The sequence below is a fragment of the Bacillus cereus group sp. N24 genome (genome assembly GCF_016483345.1).
GTDB classification, from domain to species: domain Bacteria; phylum Bacillota; class Bacilli; order Bacillales; family Bacillaceae_G; genus Bacillus_A; species Bacillus_A toyonensis.
Map to the genome: position 1 here is coordinate 261,003 of NZ_JAEHCA010000005.1, position 23,113 is coordinate 284,115.

Below are 23,113 nucleotides of genomic sequence, written 5' to 3' on the forward strand. Positions count from 1 at the left end.
AAAAAAACTCTTGTCATTATTTTAAAACTATGTAAATATAGGTGTCAAGACAGTTGAAAAGTGTAAAGTAGGAGGCAACAATTATGCCAAGTGCAGATGTCTTAATTATTGGAAGTGGCGTTGCGGCACTTCGTGTTGCAAAAGAGATTTGTCACGAAAAGAATGTGATTATTATCACAAAGGAGACGAAGCGTAATAATAATACACATTTAGCTCAAGGTGGAATTGCCGCAGCGGTAGCGACATATGACAATCCTAATGATCATTTTGAAGATACGTTAGTAGCAGGGTGTCATTATAACAATGAAGAAGTGGTCCGTTATTTAGTCGAGGAAGGACCGAAAGAAATTAATAACCTTATTGAAAGAGGAATGAAATTTGATGGAGATGAAACAGGTCCTCATCTTGGAAAAGAAGGGGCGCATCGAAAACGTCGTATTTTACATGCAGGTGGCGATGCAACAGGAAAGAATTTATTAGAGCATCTTATTCAAGAAGTAGCTCCATACGTTACGGTAGTGGAACAGGAAATGGTGCTCGATTTTATTATAGAAAAAGATAAATGTGTTGGGGCTTTAACTCGCAACAATAAAGGAGAACTGAAACGTTACAATGCAGATTATACGGTGTTAGCTTCAGGCGGTATTGGCGGTTTATACGCCTTTACTTCTAATGATGAGACAATTACAGGCGATGGACTTGCAATGGTGTACCGTGCAGGCGGAGAGCTTGTAGATTTAGAGTTTATACAATTTCATCCGACGATGTTATACGCGGGTGGGCGTTGTTCCGGTCTCGTGTCCGAAGCTGTTCGCGGAGAAGGAGCTGTCCTTATAAATGGAAAAGGGCAGCGTTTTATGATGGATATACATTCCGAACAGGATCTAGCGCCTCGTGATGTAGTCGCAAGGGCTATTCATGAACAGCTACTTGCGGGCGAAAAAGTGTACTTAAACATCGAAATGATTCAAAATTTTGAACAACGCTTTCCGACCGTGTCATCGATATGTAAAACAAATGGAGTCGATATAAATAAAAAACTTATTCCGATCGTGCCCGGTACTCATTTTCACATGGGCGGCGTGAAAACGAACTGTGATGGAGAGACGTCTATTCTGAACTTATACGCAGTCGGTGAAGTAGCTTGTAACGGGGTTCATGGTGCAAATAGATTAGCGAGTAATTCATTATTAGAAGGTCTTGTGTTTGGAAAAAGAATCGGACGACACATTTTATCTAGAGAGACAAAAGAAAAGGTGAACATGCTAGCCGAAAAGGAAGCAAAGTTTATCGTTCTGAATCATTTACCGACGAAAGAAGAAATACAAAAATGCATGATGAACTATGTTGGAATTGTGCGAACAGAGCAAAGTTTATCTTATGCGAAGAGATGGCTTAGTAAGTACGGTGTTCAAAATATGATATTGCAACATAATGTTCTTACAAATGAAGAGATAACACTTATTAATATGTTAACAGTTTGTGAGCTTATAGTTGTATCGGCTCTGCAAAGAGAAGAGAGTATAGGTGGTCATTACAGAAGTGACTATCCAGATAGAAATAAAGTAAAGAAAGAGATTGTTCGAGTGAAAAGAAAACTACAACTTGTGTGATGAGGGGAAGAGGGGTTTTATGAACACGATAAAAGTGAAAGAAGCATTAAATCGATTTTTTCTAGAAGATATAGGAGAAAGAGATGTAACATCTCAGCTTATTTTTCCAGATAACTTGCTTTCGAAAGGAACGTTTCTTGCGAAGGATACAGGGGTCTTTGTAGGACGTTTAGTAATTGAGGTAGGATTTACATTAATTGATGAGAGAATTGAAGTTGAGCTTCATAAAAAAGATGGAGATCTTGTAGAAAAAGGCGAAATCATTGCAACTGTGCAAGGCCCGATTGCCTCGTTATTAACAGCAGAGCGCGTTATATTAAACGTTATTCAGCGTATGAGTGGGATAGCGACGATGACACGTAAAGCGGTTCTTGCGTTAGATAGTAGTCATACTCGCATTTGTGATACGCGAAAAACGATGCCTGGGCTACGTATGTTTGATAAATATGCAGTCGTGTGCGGAGGTGGATTTAACCACCGCTTCGGTTTATATGACGGTGTCATGATTAAAGACAATCATATTGCGTTTGCTGGTTCTATTACAAAAGCTGTTACATCGGTGAAAGAAAAATTAGGACATATGGTGAAAGTAGAAGTGGAAACAGAAACGGAGGAGCAAGTGAGAGAGGCGGTAGCAGCGGGTGCGGATATTATTATGTTTGATAACCGTACGCCAGATGAAATTCGAGAGTTTTCAAAGATTGTGCCAAGCGCCATTGTTACGGAAGCGTCAGGTGGCATTACAGTTGAAGATTTATCGAAATATGGAAAAACAGGGGTAGATTATATTTCACTTGGATTGTTAACACATTCAGTGAAAGCACTTGATATTAGTTTCAATATTGAAGCGTAAGGAAAGTGGCTTAGAGGGGGAGAAAGGTATATGAGTATTTTAGAAAAAGTACAGCCAATTGAAACGATGTTACCAGAGCGTTATTACACAATGTCAACGGAAAATATGGAAAAGCGTGTTCGTGAAATTAAAGAAAAAATGGGGAAAACGTTATTTATTCCAGGGCATCATTATCAAAAGGATGAAGTTGTACAATTTTCTGATGCAGCAGGGGACTCACTTCAGCTTGCGCAAGTTGCAGCGAGTAATAAAGAAGCAAAATACATTGTGTTTTGTGGTGTGCACTTTATGGCAGAAACAGCAGATATGTTAACGACAGATGAACAAGTTGTCATCTTACCAGATATGCGCGCAGGTTGTTCAATGGCGGACATGGCAGATATTGAACAAACAGAAAGAGCGTGGAAAGAGCTCACGAAGTTATTTGGAGATACGATGATTCCGTTAACGTATGTAAATTCTACAGCTGCAATTAAAGCGTTTTGCGGTCGTAATGGTGGAGCGACAGTAACTTCTTCAAATGCAAAACAAATGGTTTCTTGGGCGTTTACACAAAAAGAGCGTCTTGTCTTTTTACCAGACCAACATTTAGGAAGAAATACAGCGTACGATTTAGGTATTCCGTTAGATAAAATGGCGGTATGGAATCCACATACAGATTCATTAGAATACGATGGAAACATAGAAGAAATCCAAGTGATTTTATGGAAAGGACATTGTTCAGTTCATCAAAACTTTACAGTGAAAAATATTGAAAGTGTGCGGAAAAATCATCCGGATATGAATATTATTGTACATCCAGAATGTTGCTATGAAGTTGTAGCCGCTTCCGACTATGCAGGTTCAACAAAATACATTATTGATATGATTGAATCAGCTCCAGTTGGAAGTAAATGGGCAATTGGTACAGAAATGAATTTAGTGAACCGAATTATTCAGCAACATCCAGATAAAGAAATTGTTTCACTTAATCCATTTATGTGTCCGTGCTTAACGATGAATCGAATTGACCTCCCTCACTTACTATGGGTGCTTGAAACGGTAGAAGGCGGAGAAGAGATTAACGTTATTAGCGTAGACAAACAAGTAACGAAAGAAGCAGTTCTCGCATTAAATCGTATGTTAGAGCGTGTTTAAAGCAACGGGAATACCGTTGCTTTTTTTCATACATATAATCATAACGAGAGCGAAATGGGCATACATTGTTTTGAAGAAATCATTGTGGTTTTTATGCCTATTCCACTTCCAACTATATTGAAAATAGAAGAAGTGATAAAAGTGAAAAGAAGTTAATGTTATTTAGAAAGGGTTACTTCATGAGATTTGTTACTTATAGATAAGTTATACAGGAGGGGGAAAATTTGAAAATTCATATCGTGCAAAAAGGGGATACCCTTTGGAAAATTGCGAAAAAGTACGGAGTGGATTTTGACACGCTGAAAAAAACAAATACACAGCTTAGTAATCCAGATTTAATCATGCCAGGTATGAAAATTAAAGTACCATCAAACGGCGTCAACGTGAAACAGCAAGCTGGAGCAGGATCAGCACCTCCAAAGCAATACGTAAAAGAAGTGCAACAAAAAGAATTTGCAGCAACACCAACGCCGCTTGGAATAGAAGATGAGGAAGAAGTTACGTATCAATCGGCACCAATTACCCAGCAGCCCGCTATGCAACAAACACAAAAAGAAGTGCAAGTAAAACCGCAAAAAGAAGTACAGATAAAACCACAAAAGGAAATGCAAGTGAAGCCGCAAAAAGAAGTACAGGTGAAACCACAAAAAGAAGTGCAAAAAGAACAGCCAATTCAAAAAGAAAAACCAGTTGAAAAACCGTCTGTTATTCAAAAACCACCTGTTATAGAAAAACAAAAACCGGCGGAAAAAGAAAATACGAAGTTTTCGATAAATGTATTACCACAGCCGCCGCAACCGCCAATAAAAACGAAAAAAGAATATAAAATTTCAGATGTAATTAAAAAAGGAAGCGAGTTAATTGCTCCACAAATTACGAAAATGAAACCTAACAACGTCATTTCTCCGCAAACGAAAAAGGATAATATAGTATCACCGCAAGTAAAGAAAGAAAATGTAGGAAACATAGTATCGCCGCAAGTGAAGAAAGAAAATGTAGGAAACATAGTATCGCCGCAAGTGAAGAAAGAAAATGTAGGGAATATAGTATCGCCGCAAGTAAAGAAAGAAAATGTAGGAAACATAGTATCGCCGCAAGTAAAGAAAGAAAATGTAGGGAATATAGTATCGCCGCAAGTGAAGAAAGAAAATGTAGGGAGCATAGTATCACCAAATGTATCGAAAGAAAATGTAGTTATCCCACAAGTCATACCGCCAAATATTCAAGTACCAAATATAATGCCAATGCTGGATAACAATCAACCACCAAATATAATGCCAATGCTGGATAACAATCAACTACCAAATATAATGCCAATAATGGATAACAACCAACCACCAAATATAATGCCAATAATGGATAACAACCAACCACCAAATATGATGCCGATTATGGATAACAATCAAATGCCGAATATGATGCCGATTATGGATAACAATCAAATGCCGAATATGATGCCGATCATGGATAACAATCAACCACCGAATATGATGCCATATCAAATGCCGTATCAACAGCCGATGATGCCGCCGAATCCGTATTATCAACAACAAAACCCATATTACAATATGCCGTATCAGCAAGGGGCGCCGTTTGGGCCGCAATATACGTCTATGCCAAATCCAAATATGATGCCGATGGATAATAATATGCCGCCACTCATACAAGGTGAGGAAGATTGTGGATGCGGAGGAGAGAGTAGGTTATATAGTCCACAACCTGGGGGTCCACAATACGCTAATCCTTTATATTATCAACCAACTCAGTCTGCATATGCACCACAGCCAGGAACGATGTACTATCAACCAGATCCACCAAATGTATTTGGAGAGCCCGTCGCAGAAGAAGAGGACGACGAAGAAGTTTAAAAAAAGGTGGGATTATTCCCACCTTTTTTGTATGTAGAATTGTTTTAAAAACGGAAGATTTACATTAAGTGTTAGAAAATTCCCAGTGAAATATTAACAGTGTAAAAACCTTCTCTGTTACTCATCATAAGAGGGAGCTTTTCAGAAGAGAAGTTCATTCTAACAGAGGGGGTTTTTGTATTGAATACGAAAGTAAAAGTGATTGCTGCTTCTTTGTTAGTTACCAGTGCATTAGCTGCATGTGGTACACCAAAAGATAACAATGCGATGGATGGACGTAACTACAATTACGAGCGTACATCTTATAATGATACACATCAGTATCGTGATAATGTAGCACGTAACGATCGTTATACAGATTATGTCACATATAGAAACGGTCGTAACGATACAGGATATAATAATTATTACCGTGATGTAAATTACAACGGGCAAATTGCTAATCCGCATCCAACTCGTAATATTACAATGAACAATTCATACATTAACAATGATGGTAAAACTGCAGAAAAAATTACAAATCGTGTGAAACGTATGAATAACGTAGACCGTGTGTCTACAGTTGTATATGGAAACGACGTAGCGATTGCGGTAAAACCACGTAATCCAGTATCGAATGAAACAGCGCTTGCAAACGAAATTCGCCAAGCTGTTGCAAATGAAGTTGGAAACAGAAATGTTTACGTTTCTGTAAGAAATGATATGTTTACTCGTGTCGATGCAATGAATACACGTTTACGTAATGGTACCGTTACAAACGATTTTAATCGTGACATAGTGAATATGTTCCGAGACATTCGTTACGGTTTAACTGGTACAGTGCGATAGCAAAACAAAAGAGGAAGGGATTGCCCTTCCTCTTTATTCATCGTTATCTTGTAAACGACGTTTTTTAATAAAATAACTGACGGAATAAGAAACTAAAAAGCATATGAAGAAAATACTACCTGTTAGAAGTGCTTCAAACGGAGGTCTTTCTGGACTGAAAATGATATAAATAATAACTATGATAGTTGCTACAATAAGAGAGCGTACGACAAGTTTGTAATAAGGAGTTAATTTTATTTCTTTTTCGCCTTCTTCTACATCGATTGAAACACTTAACTGTAAATAAGCAAGTAAAATACTCGTAAGCATAAATAATAGCCACAATGGAGATTTCGTAATTTGATCCATTCCTTCAGTGAATCTGATATAACCTAAAATTCCAACTACGCCAATGTATTGAAAAAGAAAGACAATACGTATGTTTTTCAGCGTTTGAAGAATGAGACGTTCATCCATTATTTTTTTCATAATATCCATCTCCTGTTTATTATGATTTCTCTAGTGTATACATTGTAACGTGTATATATTGCATTAATTAATTTATAATTTACATCTAATCTGTTTAGAGAAAAAAGGAAATAAAATATTTTTTATAAATATGTTGCACTTATACATTATTAATGTTATATTAGCAAAGCGATGAGCTAATTTACGTAAGACGAGAGATATGCTTAAGTGCTAAACACGCGAATGTGGTCGCCTGGTCTCTCGCCGTAAACGCATCAAGACGCCTGCTTTGCAGGCGTCTTTCATTTTATATACAAATAAATGCTAATGCAGATAAGGATAAAACCTTATCTGCATTTTTTATTTTTGAGAGAAATGTAATATGGTTGTTTATATGGATAAAACCTCCACTTCCGGCAAAACTACTAATGAAAGTTTGATTTTGCCTAAAAGAGGTGAATGGAAATGAAGTGGATACTGATTGCAGTACAAGCTTTCGTTATGATGTTTTGTTTAGCTTATGAAACGAGTGTGAGGGCGGAAGGGCCAGTACCAGAAGTAACAGAAAAAGAACCTGAAGTTACAATTTTATTAGAGCGTATGTATGTTGATGGAGAAGTAAGTGAAGAAATATTTACAGAAAAAGTAGCGGATTTAGAAAAGTTTTTACAGCAATATAAAGAATGGCAACTCGTTGATCGTGATGATGTACAAATTGTATTGCAAAAGAAAGTGGACGATATTTCTCCCTTATTGAAGACGAGCGGTTATTTTGGTGTTTCAGAGGAAGGGATATTACAAATTTTCAAGGGTGTACCGAAAAATGATAATGCGATTCATTCCTTCTTTCAAATTGACATGAAAAAGCTTGAGAGTTATGAGCGTGCGAAATTGAAGCGTGGTATTCGTATAAAATCAAAAGAGAGTTTTGTGAAGACGATTGAAAAAATGAAGCAATATGCAGTGCAAAATAAGAAAAAAAGCAGCTCATGGTGAGCTGCTTTTTCTTACTTGTTTTTAGCTAAAATTTCTTTTGCGATTTCATCAATTAGCATATCTTTTCCAATTGGATTGAATGCTTTCGTATTGAAGATTTCATTCGATACTTCATATACGTGATTGTTTTTTACTGCTTTATTGTCTTTCCAAACGGCACTATTTTTATAGTCTTCGTACACTTTATCTGCCTCGCCGCCGAAGTTTACAATAAACATTTGATCAGGTTGGAATGCAACAAGCCCTTCTAATGATACTTGTGCCATTGTTTGTTTTAAATCTGTACCTTTTGTTGCTGGAAGTTTTAAGTCGTTAAAGATGATGTCACCGTATCCGAAGCTACCGTATACACGGAAGTTTTGTGGTGTAACTGCGACAAACATAAAGTTTTCATCTTTTGTTTTTTCTTTAATTTTTTTAGATAAAGAGTCTGCTTTTTTATCGTAGTCGGCAATCCATTTGTCAGCTTTCTTTTCTTCATCAAATAGTTTACCTACTTCTTTAAACTTACCGCGCCAGTCTTCTAAGTTAGTTTCTAGAACAACAGTCGGTGCAACCTTTTCTAATTGATCATAAATTTTTAATTGACGATTATTTAAAATAATTAAGTCCGGTTTTAAAGCTGTAACAGCTTCTAAATCAACTTTAGGTGCCCAGTACCAGCCAACTGCTTTTACGCCATCTAGCTTGTCTGTTAAGTGGTTTTGGATTTTATCTTTATATGTATTTGCTGTACCAACAGGTTTGTGTCCAAGAAGTAATAACTCTTCTGTTGATCCAGATAAGTCAACAATTCTCTTTGGATTTACTGGAATGGTAGCTTCCCCTTTAGCGTGTTTCACAACTTTTGTTTTCGGTTGTTCTTTTGCTTTTGACTCTTCTTTTTGAGAAGAACAGCCAACGATAGAAAGAACGACTAGCATAATAGTTAATAAAATAAATAACTTACGTTTCATCCTGATGTAACCCCTTTAATTAGTATTGATAATCATTATCGACTTCTGTATATTAAGGTGCTTTATCCTTTCTGTCAATGGAAAATAACAGAAGTTTTAAACAGAGAACATTTGTTGGGGTAGTCTCGCTTTTCCATCATTAAATATGTTAAAATGGAATACATGATTTAAGAGGGAGAGATCGTATTTTGTTTGAATATGTTACAGGTTACGTGGAGTATGTAGGACCGGAATATGTCGTAATTGACCATAATGGAATTGGCTACCAAATTTTCACACCAAATCCGTATGTATTTCAAAGAAGTAAGCAAGAAATCCGTGTCTATACATATCATTATGTGAGAGAAGATATTATGGCACTTTACGGGTTTAAAACACGTGAAGAGCGTTTATTATTTACAAAATTGTTAGGTGTGTCTGGCATTGGGCCAAAAGGTGCTCTTGCAATTTTAGCTTCTGGTCAAACAGGACAGGTCGTTCAAGCGATTGAACATGAAGATGAGAAGTTTTTAGTGAAATTCCCGGGCGTCGGAAAGAAAACAGCGCGCCAAATGATTTTAGATTTAAAAGGAAAACTAGCAGATGTTGTACCAGATGCATTTGTTGATTTGTTCTCAGATGTTGAAAGTTTTGATGAGAAGAAAGGTTCCTCAGTTGAACTTGATGAAGCACTGGAAGCACTGCGTGCACTTGGTTATGCAGAACGGGAAGTTTCTCGTGTTGTACCAGAGTTATTAAAAGAATCATTAACGACGGATCAATATATTAAAAAGGCACTTAGTCTTTTACTAAATGGTAAGAGGTGAGTATAATGGACGAACGTCTCCTTTCAGGGGAATCTGGATACGAAGATGCGGATTTAGAGTATTCATTACGGCCACAGACGCTCCGTCAGTATATTGGCCAAGATAAAGCGAAACATAATTTAGAAGTGTTTATTGAAGCGGCGAAAATGCGTGAAGAAACGTTAGATCACGTACTTTTATATGGACCACCTGGACTTGGTAAAACGACGCTTGCGAATATTATTGCCAATGAAATGGGTGTTAACATTCGAACGACGTCAGGTCCCGCAATTGAAAGACCAGGAGATTTAGCAGCGGTATTAACAGCACTTCAGCCTGGAGATGTATTGTTTATTGATGAAATTCATCGTTTGCATAGATCAATTGAAGAAGTACTATATCCTGCGATGGAAGATTTTTGCCTTGATATCGTAATTGGAAAAGGACCGTCAGCACGGTCTGTACGTTTAGATTTACCTCCATTTACATTAGTTGGAGCGACAACACGTGCTGGAGCATTATCAGCACCGCTTCGTGACCGTTTCGGTGTACTTTCAAGATTAGAGTATTATACAGTGGATCAGCTTTCTGCGATTGTTGAACGTACAGCGGAAGTATTCGAAGTGGAAATTGATTCGTTAGCCGCATTAGAAATTGCAAGACGTGCCCGTGGTACACCTCGTATTGCGAATCGTTTATTACGACGTGTACGTGACTTCGCACAAGTTCGCAGCGACGGAACAATTGCAATGGAAATTACACAAATGGCATTAGAACTACTGCAGGTAGATAAATTAGGACTCGATCATATTGATCATAAATTATTGCTCGGTATAATTGAGAAATTCCGTGGTGGCCCAGTTGGGTTAGAGACAGTTTCGGCAACGATTGGAGAAGAATCTCATACAATTGAAGATGTGTATGAGCCGTATTTATTACAAATTGGCTTTTTACAACGAACGCCAAGAGGCCGAATCGTAACGCCACTTGCGTATGAACATTTCGGAATGGAGATGCCAAAAATATGACGGAGATACCGAAATTGCTTATAACAGCAGGTATCTTACTCATTGTTGTTGGCTTAGCTTGGAAGTTCATTGGAAGGCTTCCAGGCGATATTTTTGTGAAAAAAGGTAACGTTACCTTTTATTTTCCTATCATTACATGTATTGTGTTAAGTATTGCATTATCTTTTATTATGTATATAATAAATCGATTCAAATAAGAAATAGGTGGATACAGTTATGGATATTAATCTGTTTGATTTTCATTTACCAGAAGAACTTATTGCACAAGTCCCGTTAGAGGATCGTGAAACATCAAGATTAATGGTGTTAGACCGTGAAACTGGTGATATTGAGCATAAACATTTTACGGACATTCTTTCTTACTTACACGAAGGGGATTGCTTAGTTTTAAATGAAACGAAAGTTATGCCTGCTCGCTTGCACGGTGTGAAAGAAGATACAGGCGCACACATTGAGGTGCTTCTCTTGAAACAAGAGGAAGGCGATAAGTGGGAAACGCTTGTTAAGCCAGCGAAACGTGTAAAAGAAGGAACTGTAATTTCTTTTGGTGAAGGGAAATTAAAAGCAACTTGCACAGGGACTGCAGATCAAGGTGGACGTCAGCTTGAATTTTCATATGACGGCATCTTCTATGAAATTTTAGATGAACTTGGGGAAATGCCACTTCCTCCATATATTAAAGAGACACTGGAAGATCGCGATCGCTATCAAACAGTATATGCGAAAGAAATCGGTTCAGCAGCAGCGCCGACAGCGGGACTTCACTTTACAGAAGAGTTACTTGAGAAGTTAAAGAAAAAAGGCGTTCAGTTAGCATTTATTACACTTCACGTAGGGCTTGGAACATTTAGACCAGTTTCTGCAGATACGATTGAAGAGCATCATATGCACGCAGAATATTACCATATGTCTGAAGAGACAGCGGCATTATTAAATCGTGTGAAAGAGAATGGTGGACGTATTATTACTGTAGGTACGACATCAACTCGTACGTTAGAAACGATTGCGACTGATCATAGTGGTAAGCTTTGCGCAGCTTCTGGCTGGACAGATATTTTTATGTACCCAGGATATGAATTTAAAGCAATTGATGGTTTAATTACAAACTTCCATTTGCCGAAATCAACATTAATTATGCTTGTAAGTGCATTTTCAAATAGAGATAATGTACTTCATGCTTATAATGAAGCAGTAAAAGAAAAATATCGTTTCTTTAGCTTTGGTGACGCAATGTTCGTTGCATCTCACGCTAAAATGAGAAACAAATAAAAGGAGTAAATTATGACAGCAATTCGTTATGAATTTATTAAAACTTGTAAACAAACGGGTGCGCGTTTAGGTCGTGTACACACGCCGCACGGTTCATTTGATACACCAACATTCATGCCAGTTGGTACACTTGCAACAGTTAAGACAATGTCACCAGAAGAATTAAAAGCAATGGATTCTGGCATTATTTTAAGTAATACGTATCATTTATGGCTACGTCCAGGTCACGAAATTGTTCGTGAAGCAGGTGGTTTGCATAAATTTATGAACTGGGACCGTGCGATCTTAACGGATTCTGGTGGTTTCCAAGTATTCAGTTTAAGTGACTTCCGCCGTATTGAAGAGGAAGGCGTTCACTTCCGTAACCACTTAAATGGAGATAAATTATTCTTATCACCAGAAAAAGCGATGGAAATCCAAAATGCATTAGGTTCAGATATTATGATGGCATTTGATGAGTGTCCACCGTTCCCAGCTACTTTTGAATATATGAAGAAATCTGTAGAACGTACAAGCCGCTGGGCAGAACGTTGCTTAAAAGCGCATGAACGTCCACAAGATCAAGGTTTATTCGGTATCGTACAGGGCGGAGAGTTTGAAGAGCTTCGTCGCCAAAGTGCAAAAGACCTTGTTTCAATGGACTTCCCTGGTTATGCTATAGGTGGTTTATCTGTTGGTGAACCGAAGGATATTATGAATCGTGTGCTTGAGTTTACAACACCACTTCTTCCAGATGATAAGCCACGTTACTTAATGGGAGTAGGTTCTCCTGACTCGTTAATTGATGGGGCAATTCGCGGCGTTGATATGTTTGACTGCGTACTTCCAACTCGTATCGCTCGAAATGGTACATGTATGACAAGTGAAGGCCGTCTAGTTGTAAAAAATGCGAAATTCGCAAGAGACTTCGGTCCGCTTGATCCTAATTGTGATTGCTACACATGTAAAAATTACTCTCGTGCGTACATTCGTCACTTAATGAAATGTGATGAAACGTTCGGAATTCGTTTAACGTCTTATCACAACCTTCATTTTCTGTTAAACTTAATGGAGCAGGTGAGACAAGCTATTCGTGAAGACCGTCTTGGCGATTTCCGCGAAGAGTTCTTTGAACAGTATGGCTTTAATAAACCGAATGCTAAAAACTTCTAATACATAATTTAAAAGGAGGAACAAAAGATGAATGCAGGTATGATGAATATCGTTATGATCGTTGCGATGTTTGCGATTTTCTATTTCTTATTAATTCGCCCGCAACAAAAGCGTCAAAAAGCAGTTGCTCAAATGCAAAACGAATTAGCAAAAGGTGATGCTATCATAACAATTGGTGGCTTACACGGTACAATCGAATCAGTAGATGAAACGAAAATCGTTGTTAAATCTGGTGGTGCACACTTAACTTTCGATCGCAATGCGATTCGTGAGGTTGTGAAAAACTAATGAGGAAGGCCCTGCATGAAATGTGCAGGGCCTTTTTTTAATTATTTTGCTTTGACATATTTACACCGAAAATACCACCGAGTGTACTCGCGCCCATTAATGCCAATTGGTAAAGTAACTGTGAGTTCGATAAAGTTTGAGAGAAGCCTAAATAGTTAACTAGAAAAACGAGTATGGCGAATGTGAGTCCTGTTGTAAAACCTACTAGCCAACCTTTCCCTTGTGCTTTTTTACCAGCAATAAACCCAGACATAAGCATAGATAAAAGAGCTAGTATCAAAATAGTGACGATTAATGTACCTTCATTCATGTTCGTAAACTTTAATAATAGAGCCATAACCATGCTAGTAATAGATGCGAGAATTAGTAGGGTAATAATACCGAAACCAATTGCAGTTGATAATTTTTTCGTTCCATCCATTTATGCATTCCCCCTTTTTAATACAAGCATATTTCTCTTTTGCTTAAGTTAGACTATTTTCTTTTCTATAGGGGAATCTATAAGTAAAAAAGGAGATGTAGAAATGGAATGGGTATCGATAATTGGCCGGACGATGCTTTTGTATATCATTATCTTAATTATTTTCCGTCTTATGGGTAAACGTGAAATTGGAGAGCTAAGTGTATTAGATTTAGTCGTATTCATTATGCTTGGTGAAATGGCTGTAGTAGCAATTGAAAATACAGATAAATCACTTTGGCATCAATTAGTTCCGATGACTTTCCTTATGTGCATACAAATCATTTTGTCGGTTATTTCTTTGAAGTTTCAACGATTTCGGCATTTAATAGAAGGGGAGCCTGCTATTCTTATAAATGCGGGGAAAATTGATGAAAAAAAGATGAGAAAACAGCGCTATAACATAGATGATTTAATGATGCAATTAAGGGAGCAAGGGGTCGGAGACGTGCGGGATGTGGAATACGCTATTTTGGAACCATCAGGGAAGTTATCCGTTTTTCAAAAACAAAAAAGTAAAAAGAGTAAAAATGATACGCCTATTTTTACTCTCCCATTAATTATTGATGGAGAAATTCAATCTAATCATTTGCAAATGATTGAACATACAGACGAATGGCTCATTGAAAAACTAAAAAACTTAGGTTATAACGATATAACACAAATTTTATACTGTAGTTTTCAAAATGGACAATTTTTTGTTGATTTGAAAGAAAACTAAAGGCTTACCATTTTAAATAGTAAGCCTGGAAAAGTCTCGCTAATGAAAGTTTTACTTTATTTCAAAAATGAAAGTTTACGAATGATAGGGAGGCGACGTAACTCCTCTTTTCGAATTAGTTTAAAGATGAAGAGGAGAACGACATAAACAATTGTTGTTAAAGTGATTTCCCATAATGTTTGTATACCAAGAGAATGAGAGAAAATAATATACTTATGAAGGTAAAAACCGAAGGCACCTGCAATACCGATGGCAAGTCCGCCGAAAATATAGTCTTTTGCGTAAATGGTAAATGTAATCTTTTTTAAAACGGTAGCGTAGTGAAGGAATGTTACTGTTACTATATTTGCTGCAATAGCGAGAGCAACCCCCATCATTTGAAATTCTGGCTTTGAAGCTAGTACAAAAATAACGATTAATTTCACGATGGCGCCAATAAATGTGTTCATCATAGCAGCGCGTGCTAAATTTAAAGCTTGCAATACAGATGTAAGTGGACTTTGAAAATAATGAAATAAAAAGCAAGGTGCAAGTAGCTGAATGAATGCTGTTGCGCTGTCTGATCCGTACATAAGAGTTAAAACAGGGGAAGCGAATACGTATAATATAACGACAGACCACCCACCAGTAATTAATGAAATTCGAAGTGCTTGTTGTAAACGGTGCTCCACTAATTTATGTTGCCTTTTTGCCATTGCTTCACTAATTGAAGGAACGAGCGCTGTAGAAAGAGCGTATGTAATGAAGGCGGGTAGTGATAGGAGCGGGAATGCATAACCGTTTAATATACCGTATTGCTGGGTTGCGACAGAAGCGGCAACACCGGCAATTGCTAAACTTTGCATAACGACGATAGGTTCAAAAAAATAAGAAACAGAACCGATTAAACGACTTCCTGTAGTTGGAAGGGCAATATCCATAAGAGAATAAAATGTACCTTTGCTCTCCTTTACGGTAGTGAAAAATCTAGAGCGTATAGATAAGTGTTTTTCACGTTGGAATAAAGTGAGTAAGAATAATAAGGATGCAATTTCGCCGAGAACGGCTGATAACATAGCGCCGGCTGCAGCATATTCTACGCCATAAGGTAAAAATATTCGAATACATACAGCGATAATTGTAATGCGGACAACTTGTTCGATCACTTGAGCATAAGCGCTAGGTTTCATATTTTGTTTCCCTTGGAAATAACCGCGTAAAACAGAAGAAACAGCAATAACAGGAACGACAGGTAAAATGGCCATTAATGGATAGTACGTTCTTTCATCGGTTAATAATGTTTTCGCTAAAATAGGTGTGAGGAGCATAATGCCAATTGTTAAAATGATGCTAATAAAGGAAGTGACAGCTAGTGATACGGTTAATATTTTTTTTATTTTTTGTTTATCGTTCACCGCTTCCGCTTCTGCTACAAATTTTGCGATTGCGACAGGAAGACCGATTTGTGTTAATGTAATTGCTAAAATGAATGTGGGAACGGCCATCATATAAAGGCCAACGCCTTCTTCTCCTAGTATACGTGCCATTACAATCCGGTTAATAAATCCAAGGATTTTGGTAATAAAGCCGGCAATCATTAAAATAAATGCGCCTTTTAAAAAGCTTTGTCTCGTCATGGTCTTCTCCTACCTTCTCAAAATCAGTGGAATGATTTACAATAATTTATATGCACGTACGAGACAAGAATGACAAGCATTTAAGAGAGTGAAGTATGATAGTGCTCTTGAAAGTAGTTATTGCTGTCCATTAGAGCGGGAATAAAAGCGACTTTTCGTGCTGAAATTATAAGGAGATGTTACGTATGTTAGAAAAAGAAGATTTGGTAGAATCATACCGCGGACAGTTACAAGTCGTTTTAGTTAGTAAAGTAGAGGAGTTTCAAATGTTCGGTTATGACAGAGTGACAGATGATGACATTTGGAAGTTTCTTAAAGTGAAAAAATGGAAAAAGATAGACAGTAATGTTAGGTTGTATGAATTAGTGAACGATGTATTAAGAATAACACCTAATGAATATATGACATATTTAACTGTTGAAGCATACCAAGCGCCACTTTGGTCATTTGATGAGTATGAAAATAAATAACTGACTGCAATTGGTTTGTTCTTCCTTTTGCAGTATAATGATAGGTATTGATAAAGAGGAAATAACGATGTCTAAGATTATATGTAAAGGAGGTAGTGAAGAAGAAAAATAAATAATGAAAGTGTAGGTATTGCGTAAGGTTTACCGACACAGCTAGTGATGAACTAGCAAAAAACAAATGTATTTTATAGAAAGGAAGTCTACTAACTAGGTGTATGCACACGTATAGCAGTGAATCGTAAGAGATTTATTGAAAGTGTTAGTAGCAGAAAGAGGGTACATATGGCAAAGCGTGGTACGAGAATTGCCGCCTTTTTCCTCATCGTTTTATTAATCGGTGGCGTAATTGGTGCGGCAGGAAAAGACATAGCAAAAGGAATTAGTCTAGGACTAGACCTTCGCGGTGGTTTTGAAGTTCTGTATGAAGTAAAACCAGCCAAAAAAGGCGATAAAATTGACCGAGAGGCACTTGTAAGTACAGTAGGTGCTCTTGAAAATCGTGTCAATGTTCTCGGTGTAAGTGAGCCGAACATCCAAATTGAAGGAGAAAATCGAATTCGGGTACAGCTTGCTGGTGTACAAGATCAGCAAAAAGCACGTGAAATGTTATCAACACAAGCGAAATTAACTTTCCGTGATGTAGATGACAATCTTCTTATGGATGGAACGGATTTAAAAGGCGGCGGAGCGAAGCAAACATTTGATGAGCAAGGCCGTGCGAGCGTAGGTCTTACATTAAAAAGCGCTGAAAAATTCCGTGATGTAACTGAAAAAATTTCAAAAATGCCACCACCAACGAATTTAATGGTAATATGGCTTGATTTTGAAGAAGGAAAAGATTCGTATAAAGCAGAATCTGCAAAACCGAATCCGAAGTTTTTATCAGCAGCAACAGTAAGCCAAGTGTTTAACCAAGCTGAAGTATCTATCGTAGGTGGAAACTTTACAGTTGAAAGTGCGAAAGAACTTTCATCTTTATTAAATGCAGGTGCACTTCCTGTTGATTTAAAAGAAATGTATTCAACATCTGTTGGAGCGAAATTTGGTCAACAAGCATTAGAGCAAACGATTTTCGCTAGTGCAATCGGTATTGCTATTATCTTCTTATTTATGCTTGTATTCTACCGTTTACCAGGGCTTGTAGCGGTTATTATGTTAGGTTTATACATTTTCGTTACATTACTTGTCTTTAACTGGATGCATGCGGTTCTTACGTTGCCAGGTATTGCGGCATTAGTGCTCGGGGTAGGTATCGCAGTTGATGCGAATATCATTACGTACGAGAGGTTAAAGGAAGAACTGAAAATTGGTAAGTCAATGATGTCAGCATTTCGTGCTGGTAACCATCGTTCATTAGCGACAATTTTAGATGCGAACATTACAACAATTGCAGCAGCCGGTGTATTATTTGCTTACGGTAATAGTTCTGTAAAAGGTTTCGCAACAAGTTTAATTGTTAGTATTTTAGTCGGTTTCATTACGAACGTATTCGGTACTCGTTTCTTACTAGGTTTACTTGTAAAGAGCCGTTACTTCGATAAAAAACAATCTTATTTTGGTGTTAAGGAAAAGGATATTATTCCATTAACAAAAGGTGTAGTACATCCGCCAACGAGATTTGATCGTATTAACTTCGTAAATATCGGTCATAAATTCTTCTTATTCTCAATTGTAGTCGTAATTGCTGGGGCAATTATATTACCGATTTTTAAAATGAATCTTGGTATTGACTTTGCGAGTGGTACACGTATCGACTTGCAATCAAAACAAGCAGTTACTGTTGCTGATGTTCATAAAGATTTTAAAGAATTGAAAATCGATGTGAAGGAAGAAAATATTGTACCGACTGGAGATGACAATAAAGGTTTCGCAGTTCGTACATTAGGTGTTCTATCAAAAGATGAAATTGCGAAAACGAAAACATTCTTCCACGATAAATACGGTACAGATCCGAATGTAAGTACAGTTTCACCGACAATCGGTAAAGAGATTGCACGAAATGCATTTATCGCAGTATTAATTGCTTCTGCAGTAATCGTTTTATACGTAAGTATTCGTTTCCGTCTTACGTACGCAGTATCTGCAGTAATCGCATTATTACATGATGCCTTCGTTATGATTGTTGTATTTAGTCTTTTCCGAATAGAGGTAGACTTAACGTTTATCGCTGCGGTATTAACCATTATTGGTTACTCTATCAATGACTCAATCGTTACGTTTGATAGAAACCGTGAATTATACAAACAGAAAAAACGAGTTCGCGATTTAAAAGATTTAGAAGAAATCGTAAACTCAAGTATTCGTCAAACAATTGGTCGTTCAATTAATACTGTTTTAACAGTGTTGTTCCCAGTAATTGCACTACTTATTTTCGGTAGTGAATCACTGCGTAACTTCTCACTTGCGTTATTAATTGGATTAGTTGTAGGTACGTACTCTTCTATTTTCGTTGCTTCTCAAATTTGGTTAATGCTTGAAAACCGTCGTTTGAAAAAGGGCAAAAACAAGAAGAAGGTTGAGAAAGAAGTATCTGAACCGCAAGTATAAAAAGGTGATGCCTCATTAGGAGGCATCTCTTTTTTCGTTTGTGGATACAATAAGATAGCAACTTTTTACAGAAGAAAGATGGAAGAAAGTGGTGATGTTATCGTTGTTTTTGATACAATAAATCGGGATAACAAGATAGGTTAAGAAAAGAAGGGATTTTAATTATGGAAAAAGATGAACGTTTTAAACAGGCCGAGTTTGGTGCTATTGTCGGGATCGTTGGTAATATTATATTAGCGATTGTAAAGGCGGTAATTGGTTATATCGGGAACAGTAAAGCACTATTAGCGGATGCGGTGCATTCTGCATCAGATGTAATTGGTTCGCTAGCTGTACTTTTTGGATTGCGAGCAGCAAAGCAACCACCAGATGAAGATCACCCGTACGGTCATGGTAAAGCGGAATCGATTTCAGCGATTATTGTTGCAGTATTATTATTTATTGTGGGAATCGAGATAGCGATTTCGTCTATAAAAGCTTTTTCGCAAGAACTAGAACCACCGAAAGGAATTACGATTTTTGCTGTTATTCTTTCGATTGTCGTGAAAGAAGGAATGTTTCAATATAAATTTCGATTAGGGAAGAGGGTAAATAGTGATGCAATTATTGCAAATGCATATGAGCACCGTTCGGATGTATTTTCTTCAATTGCAGCTTTAATCGGTATTTGTGCAGCTATTATCGGTGGTAAGCTAGGTTTAGATTGGCTTGTATATGCGGATCCGGTTGCGGGGTTATTTGTTTCACTCCTTGTTGCAAAGATGGCGTGGAGTATTGGGGCGGAAGCGATTCATGCAACGCTTGATCATGTACTTCATGAGGAAGATGTTATTCCGCTTAGAGAAGCTGTCCTGCAAGTAAATGGTGTGAAAAAAATCGGTTCTTTATATGCGAGAGAACATGGTCATTATGTTATTGTCGATATTAAAGTTTCTGTAGATCCATACATTACTGTAGAAGAAGGACATAGCATTGGAAAGCATGTGAAAGAAACGCTTATGAAACAAGATAATGTACAAAATGTGTTTGTACATATAAATCCGTATTCTCCAAATTAAATATCATTAACATTTTAGTATATAGATGTTGCATCGTAGTTTGCATTATATTGTCACCCCTTAATCTGTCTTGTATAATAAACAGGTTAAGGGGTGATTTCGTGTTACAACCGAAGACGCGTTGGAAAGAAAAAGAATATAATGAAGAGCGAGTGAGTGAATTAGCAAATAAATTACAATTGTCACCACTTGTCATTTCGTTATTCCTCGGTAGAGGATTAGATACAGAAGATAAGATTTTAGATTTTTTAAATACAGAAAATCAAGAATTTCACGATCCGTTTTTATTAGAAGGAATGGATAGAACGGTAGAACGTGTAAATAAGGCGATTCAAAATGGAGAGCAAATATTAATATTTGGTGATTATGATGCGGACGGAGTAAGTAGTACAACGGTTTTATATCTTGCTCTGCAAGAATTAGGTGCAGAGGTAGAATTTTATATTCCAAACCGTTTTACAGAAGGTTATGGACCGAACGAAGAAGCGTTTCGTTGGGCGCATAGTGCAGGGTTCTCACTTATTATTACTGTCGATACTGGTATCGCAGCGGTACATGAAGCGAAGGTAGCGAAGGAACTTGGAATAGATCTTATTATTACGGATCACCATGAGCCACCGCCAGAATTACCAGAAGCACTCGCGATTATTCATCCAAAACTAGATGGCGGTGTGTATCCGTTTCATTATTTAGCCGGTGTAGGTGTTGCGTTTAAAGTTGCGCATGCACTATTAGGTCGTGTGCCAGAACATTTATTAGAAATTGCAGTAATCGGTACGGTAGCCGATTTAGTATCACTTCATGGCGAAAATAGATTGCTAGTGAAGCGCGGTTTAAAACATATGCGGATGACGAAAAATATTGGTTTAAAGGCATTGTTTAAAGTTGCTAACGTTTCGCAAAGTGAAATTACAGAAGAAAGCATTGGATTCTCAATCGCACCGCGTATTAATGCAGTTGGGCGTTTAGAAGATGCTACGCCGGCTGTACACCTATTATTATCAGATGACCCAGAGGAAGCGAAAGAACTGGCTGAAGAAATTGATGAGCTGAACAAACTTCGAAAAGATATTGTAAAGCAAATTACAGAAGAGGCTATCGCTGAAGTGGAAAATAAATTCCCATCAGAAGAAAATAAAGTGTTAGTGCTTGCAAAAGAAGGCTGGAATCCAGGTGTAATTGGAATTGTCGCTTCTAAATTAGTTGAACGTTTTTATCGTCCAACAATTGTATTAAGCATTGATCCTGTCAAAGAAACAGCAAAGGGTTCAGCACGTAGTATCGCGGGATTTGATTTGTTTGCAAACTTGTCGGATTGTAGAGAGTTATTACCGCACTTCGGAGGGCATCCGATGGCCGCGGGAATGACGCTACATATGAATGATGTAGATGAGTTACGTCGCCGCTTAAATGCGCAAGCGGATGCAATTTTAACAGAAGCGGATTTTATTCCAATCACAGCAGTTGATACATTTTGTAAAGTGGAAGATGTAACACTTGCAGCAATTGAGGATATGCAAAAGTTAGCGCCATTTGGTGTTGGAAATCCGAAACCACGTCTTGCAGTGAAAAATGCTGAATTAGAAAGTATTCGTGCAATCGGATCAGATGGTTCACATTTGAAAATGGCACTTCGTGACGGACAGGCAACACTGGATACAATTGGATTCGGATTTGGTGCGTATGCAAAAGAAATTTCGCCAGTTGCTAAGGTATCTGTAATAGGAGAGGCATCCATTAATGAATGGAATAATTTTAAGAAGCCACAATTAATGGTACAAGATATTGCTGTAGAGGCATGGCAATTATTTGATTGGCGTAGTATGCGTAATGTGGAAGCAAATTTAGCAGAACTTCCGAAAGAAAAAATAACAATGGTGTATTTTTCTGAAGAGGTATTGAATAAGTTTTCTTTAGAAGACTATAAAGAACATCTTGTGCATGCATCAGAGGTAACTCATTTAGATGATCAATACATCGTGTTACTCGATTTGCCAAAAGGAACAGATGAATTACGTGACTTATTTAAAGTAGGATTCCCATCTAGAATCTATACGTTATTTTATCAAGAGAACAATCATCTATTTAGTACAGTCCCAACGAGGGAACATTTTAAATGGTACTATTCTTTCTTAAACCAAAAATCACCATTTTCTTTAAGACAATATGGGGAACAACTATGTCGCCATAAAGGTTGGTCAAAAGATACAGTAAATTTCATGACACAGGTGTTTTTTGAGTTAGAATTTGTTACAATAAAAGACGGTGTCATTTTTATGGCCGAACAAAAACAAAAGCGTGATTTAATTGAATCGAACACATATCGTGAGAAAATGAACCACTTACAATTAGAAAAAGAATTGGTTTATAGCACATATCAGCAACTATATACATGGTTTGAAACGATTCGTAATCATAAATAAGTAGAACAGTTAGGGTAAAGGATTTGTATTTACAAACCTTTTATATCTGAGGAGGATTCAGAAATATGGATTTCAAGCAACATATCGCAATTGTACCGGATTATCCGAAAGAAGGTATTGTGTTTAAAGACATTACACCTTTAATGAACGACGGTAAAGCATACAAAGCAGCAACAGATGCAATCGTTGAGTATGCAAAAGAAAGAGATATCGATGTTGTAGTAGGACCAGAAGCTCGTGGTTTTATTATCGGTTGCCCAGTTTCTTATGCATTAGAAGTAGGATTTGCGCCAGTTCGTAAATTAGGAAAATTACCACGTGAAGTAATTACAGTTGACTACGGCAAAGAATATGGTACAGATGTTTTAACAATCCATAAAGATGCAATTAAACCAGGTCAACGCGTATTAATTACTGATGATCTATTAGCTACAGGTGGAACAATTGAAGCAACAATTAAGCTAGTTGAAGAACTTGGCGGAGTTGTAGCAGGGATTGCGTTCTTAGTAGAGCTTACTTACTTAGATGGTCGTAAAATGTTAGATGGTTACGATGTATTAGTATTAGAAAAATACTAATCACTATATAGGTAAAACTA

Annotated in this window: 21 protein-coding genes and 1 pseudogene; 18 read left to right on the top strand and 4 right to left on the bottom strand. The window is 37.3% G+C overall.

Annotated elements, in window-relative coordinates; genetic code table 11:
• Positions 1-83: 83 nt before the first annotated feature.
• From nadB to JDS95_RS10965, 5 genes and pseudogenes are all read left to right on the top strand, one after another.
• Complete coding sequence (gene nadB / locus JDS95_RS10945) at positions 84-1,613, top strand: L-aspartate oxidase (protein WP_001138538.1); 1,530 nt, start codon at positions 84-86, stop codon at positions 1,611-1,613.
• Between the two features lie 19 nt (positions 1,614-1,632).
• Entirely contained in the window at positions 1,633-2,466 is an 834-nt protein-coding gene (nadC, locus tag JDS95_RS10950; RefSeq protein ID WP_001092240.1) for a carboxylating nicotinate-nucleotide diphosphorylase, read from the top strand.
• A gap of 30 nt (positions 2,467-2,496) precedes the next feature.
• The gene (gene nadA, locus JDS95_RS10955) at positions 2,497-3,603 is read left to right on the top strand and encodes a quinolinate synthase NadA (RefSeq protein WP_144467179.1); all 1,107 of its coding nucleotides are present in this window, start codon (positions 2,497-2,499) and stop codon (positions 3,601-3,603) included.
• A gap of 224 nt (positions 3,604-3,827) precedes the next feature.
• Positions 3,828-3,990: pseudogene (gene safA, locus JDS95_RS32115) on the top strand (SafA/ExsA family spore coat assembly protein); the annotation flags it as partial.
• Between the two features lie 1,661 nt (positions 3,991-5,651).
• Positions 5,652-6,299, top strand: a complete 648-nt coding sequence (locus tag JDS95_RS10965) for a YhcN/YlaJ family sporulation lipoprotein (protein ID WP_001093524.1) — start codon at positions 5,652-5,654, stop codon at positions 6,297-6,299.
• A gap of 33 nt (positions 6,300-6,332) precedes the next feature.
• Here JDS95_RS10965 and JDS95_RS10970 read toward each other — a convergent pair whose 3' ends face one another.
• Complete coding sequence (locus JDS95_RS10970) at positions 6,333-6,767, bottom strand: hypothetical protein (RefSeq protein ID WP_000723274.1); 435 nt, start codon at positions 6,765-6,767, stop codon at positions 6,333-6,335.
• Positions 6,768-7,211: 444 nt separating this feature from the next.
• Here JDS95_RS10970 and JDS95_RS10975 point away from each other — a divergent pair, with 444 nt between their 5' ends.
• Positions 7,212-7,742, top strand: a complete 531-nt coding sequence (locus tag JDS95_RS10975; protein ID WP_000871204.1) for a BofC C-terminal domain-containing protein — start codon at positions 7,212-7,214, stop codon at positions 7,740-7,742.
• 11 nt (positions 7,743-7,753) lie between these two features.
• On the opposite strand, the gene JDS95_RS10980 is transcribed toward JDS95_RS10975, so the two are convergent.
• Positions 7,754-8,698: an iron-hydroxamate ABC transporter substrate-binding protein gene (locus JDS95_RS10980; RefSeq protein ID WP_144467573.1), complete on the bottom strand. Its 945-nt coding sequence runs from the start codon at positions 8,696-8,698 to the stop codon at positions 7,754-7,756.
• A gap of 188 nt (positions 8,699-8,886) precedes the next feature.
• Here JDS95_RS10980 and ruvA point away from each other — a divergent pair, with 188 nt between their 5' ends.
• Genes ruvA through yajC form a run of 6 tightly spaced genes read left to right on the top strand, consistent with a single transcriptional unit; the run spans position 8,887 to position 13,220 of the window.
• Positions 8,887-9,504, top strand: coding sequence for a Holliday junction DNA helicase RuvA (ruvA, locus tag JDS95_RS10985; protein WP_000464514.1), 618 nt, complete (start codon positions 8,887-8,889; stop codon positions 9,502-9,504).
• 5 nt (positions 9,505-9,509) lie between these two features.
• On the top strand, positions 9,510-10,511 hold the full coding sequence (ruvB, locus tag JDS95_RS10990) for a Holliday junction branch migration DNA helicase RuvB (RefSeq protein WP_085450573.1): 1,002 nt from the start codon (positions 9,510-9,512) through the stop codon (positions 10,509-10,511).
• Positions 10,508-10,708, top strand: a complete 201-nt coding sequence (locus tag JDS95_RS10995; protein WP_000136158.1) for a DUF2905 domain-containing protein — start codon at positions 10,508-10,510, stop codon at positions 10,706-10,708. The genes ruvB and JDS95_RS10995 overlap by 4 nt, the downstream gene beginning before the upstream one ends.
• A 19-nt stretch (positions 10,709-10,727) precedes the next feature.
• Positions 10,728-11,780, top strand: coding sequence for a tRNA preQ1(34) S-adenosylmethionine ribosyltransferase-isomerase QueA (queA, locus tag JDS95_RS11000; protein WP_000354012.1), 1,053 nt, complete (start codon positions 10,728-10,730; stop codon positions 11,778-11,780).
• Positions 11,781-11,792: 12 nt separating this feature from the next.
• A complete protein-coding gene (gene tgt / locus JDS95_RS11005; RefSeq protein ID WP_000125368.1) occupies positions 11,793-12,932 on the top strand; it encodes a tRNA guanosine(34) transglycosylase Tgt in 1,140 nt (379 codons plus the stop codon).
• A gap of 27 nt (positions 12,933-12,959) precedes the next feature.
• Positions 12,960-13,220, top strand: a complete 261-nt coding sequence (gene yajC / locus JDS95_RS11010; protein ID WP_000991114.1) for a preprotein translocase subunit YajC — start codon at positions 12,960-12,962, stop codon at positions 13,218-13,220.
• A 37-nt stretch (positions 13,221-13,257) separates the two neighbouring features.
• Here yajC and JDS95_RS11015 read toward each other — a convergent pair whose 3' ends face one another.
• Positions 13,258-13,641 carry a TIGR04086 family membrane protein gene (locus JDS95_RS11015; RefSeq protein ID WP_085450574.1) on the bottom strand — a complete coding sequence of 128 codons (384 nt, stop codon included), beginning with the start codon at positions 13,639-13,641 and terminating at the stop codon, positions 13,258-13,260.
• Between the two features lie 103 nt (positions 13,642-13,744).
• Here JDS95_RS11015 and JDS95_RS11020 point away from each other — a divergent pair, with 103 nt between their 5' ends.
• Positions 13,745-14,401 (top strand): DUF421 domain-containing protein, encoded by a 657-nt coding sequence (locus JDS95_RS11020; protein ID WP_000455378.1) that lies wholly within the window; start codon positions 13,745-13,747, stop codon positions 14,399-14,401.
• 56 nt (positions 14,402-14,457) lie between these two features.
• On the opposite strand, the gene spoVB is transcribed toward JDS95_RS11020, so the two are convergent.
• On the bottom strand, positions 14,458-16,017 hold the full coding sequence (gene spoVB, locus JDS95_RS11025) for a stage V sporulation protein B (RefSeq protein ID WP_085450575.1): 1,560 nt from the start codon (positions 16,015-16,017) through the stop codon (positions 14,458-14,460).
• Between the two features lie 185 nt (positions 16,018-16,202).
• On the opposite strand from spoVB, the gene JDS95_RS11030 reads away from it, so the two are divergent.
• The 5 genes from JDS95_RS11030 (at position 16,203) to JDS95_RS11050 (ending at position 23,093) form a co-directional block, all read left to right on the top strand.
• The gene (locus JDS95_RS11030) at positions 16,203-16,487 is read left to right on the top strand and encodes a post-transcriptional regulator (protein ID WP_000890217.1); all 285 of its coding nucleotides are present in this window, start codon (positions 16,203-16,205) and stop codon (positions 16,485-16,487) included.
• Between the two features lie 282 nt (positions 16,488-16,769).
• Positions 16,770-19,034, top strand: coding sequence for a protein translocase subunit SecDF (gene secDF, locus JDS95_RS11035; RefSeq protein WP_085450576.1), 2,265 nt, complete (start codon positions 16,770-16,772; stop codon positions 19,032-19,034).
• Positions 19,035-19,198: 164 nt separating this feature from the next.
• Positions 19,199-20,092 (top strand): cation diffusion facilitator family transporter, encoded by an 894-nt coding sequence (locus JDS95_RS11040; RefSeq protein WP_000409732.1) that lies wholly within the window; start codon positions 19,199-19,201, stop codon positions 20,090-20,092.
• Positions 20,093-20,193: 101 nt separating this feature from the next.
• Positions 20,194-22,515, top strand: a complete 2,322-nt coding sequence (gene recJ, locus JDS95_RS11045) for a single-stranded-DNA-specific exonuclease RecJ (RefSeq protein WP_144467574.1) — start codon at positions 20,194-20,196, stop codon at positions 22,513-22,515.
• Positions 22,516-22,580: 65 nt separating this feature from the next.
• Complete coding sequence (locus JDS95_RS11050) at positions 22,581-23,093, top strand: adenine phosphoribosyltransferase (RefSeq protein WP_000346217.1); 513 nt, start codon at positions 22,581-22,583, stop codon at positions 23,091-23,093.
• The last annotated feature ends 20 nt before the right edge of the window (positions 23,094-23,113 follow it).

Excerpts from the sequence above, each read along its gene's own strand:
- JDS95_RS11040 (WP_000409732.1), top strand. The coding sequence starts at position 19,199 with ATGGAAAAAGATGAACGTTTTAAACAGGCCGAGTTTGGTGCTATTGTC.
- JDS95_RS10980 (WP_144467573.1), bottom strand. The coding sequence starts at position 8,698 with ATGAAACGTAAGTTATTTATTTTATTAACTATTATGCTAGTCGTTCTT.
- nadC (WP_001092240.1), top strand. The coding sequence starts at position 1,633 with ATGAACACGATAAAAGTGAAAGAAGCATTAAATCGATTTTTTCTAGAA.
- JDS95_RS10975 (WP_000871204.1), top strand. The coding sequence starts at position 7,212 with ATGAAGTGGATACTGATTGCAGTACAAGCTTTCGTTATGATGTTTTGT.
- ruvB (WP_085450573.1), top strand. The coding sequence starts at position 9,510 with ATGGACGAACGTCTCCTTTCAGGGGAATCTGGATACGAAGATGCGGAT.
- queA (WP_000354012.1), top strand. The coding sequence starts at position 10,728 with ATGGATATTAATCTGTTTGATTTTCATTTACCAGAAGAACTTATTGCA.
- JDS95_RS11030 (WP_000890217.1), top strand. The coding sequence starts at position 16,203 with ATGTTAGAAAAAGAAGATTTGGTAGAATCATACCGCGGACAGTTACAA.
- secDF (WP_085450576.1), top strand. The coding sequence starts at position 16,770 with ATGGCAAAGCGTGGTACGAGAATTGCCGCCTTTTTCCTCATCGTTTTA.
- nadA (WP_144467179.1), top strand. The coding sequence starts at position 2,497 with ATGAGTATTTTAGAAAAAGTACAGCCAATTGAAACGATGTTACCAGAG.
- JDS95_RS10970 (WP_000723274.1), bottom strand. The coding sequence starts at position 6,767 with ATGAAAAAAATAATGGATGAACGTCTCATTCTTCAAACGCTGAAAAAC.
- JDS95_RS10995 (WP_000136158.1), top strand. The coding sequence starts at position 10,508 with ATGACGGAGATACCGAAATTGCTTATAACAGCAGGTATCTTACTCATT.
- tgt (WP_000125368.1), top strand. The coding sequence starts at position 11,793 with ATGACAGCAATTCGTTATGAATTTATTAAAACTTGTAAACAAACGGGT.
- nadB (WP_001138538.1), top strand. The coding sequence starts at position 84 with ATGCCAAGTGCAGATGTCTTAATTATTGGAAGTGGCGTTGCGGCACTT.
- JDS95_RS11050 (WP_000346217.1), top strand. The coding sequence starts at position 22,581 with ATGGATTTCAAGCAACATATCGCAATTGTACCGGATTATCCGAAAGAA.
- yajC (WP_000991114.1), top strand. The coding sequence starts at position 12,960 with ATGAATGCAGGTATGATGAATATCGTTATGATCGTTGCGATGTTTGCG.
- JDS95_RS11015 (WP_085450574.1), bottom strand. The coding sequence starts at position 13,641 with ATGGATGGAACGAAAAAATTATCAACTGCAATTGGTTTCGGTATTATT.
- spoVB (WP_085450575.1), bottom strand. The coding sequence starts at position 16,017 with ATGACGAGACAAAGCTTTTTAAAAGGCGCATTTATTTTAATGATTGCC.
- JDS95_RS11020 (WP_000455378.1), top strand. The coding sequence starts at position 13,745 with ATGGAATGGGTATCGATAATTGGCCGGACGATGCTTTTGTATATCATT.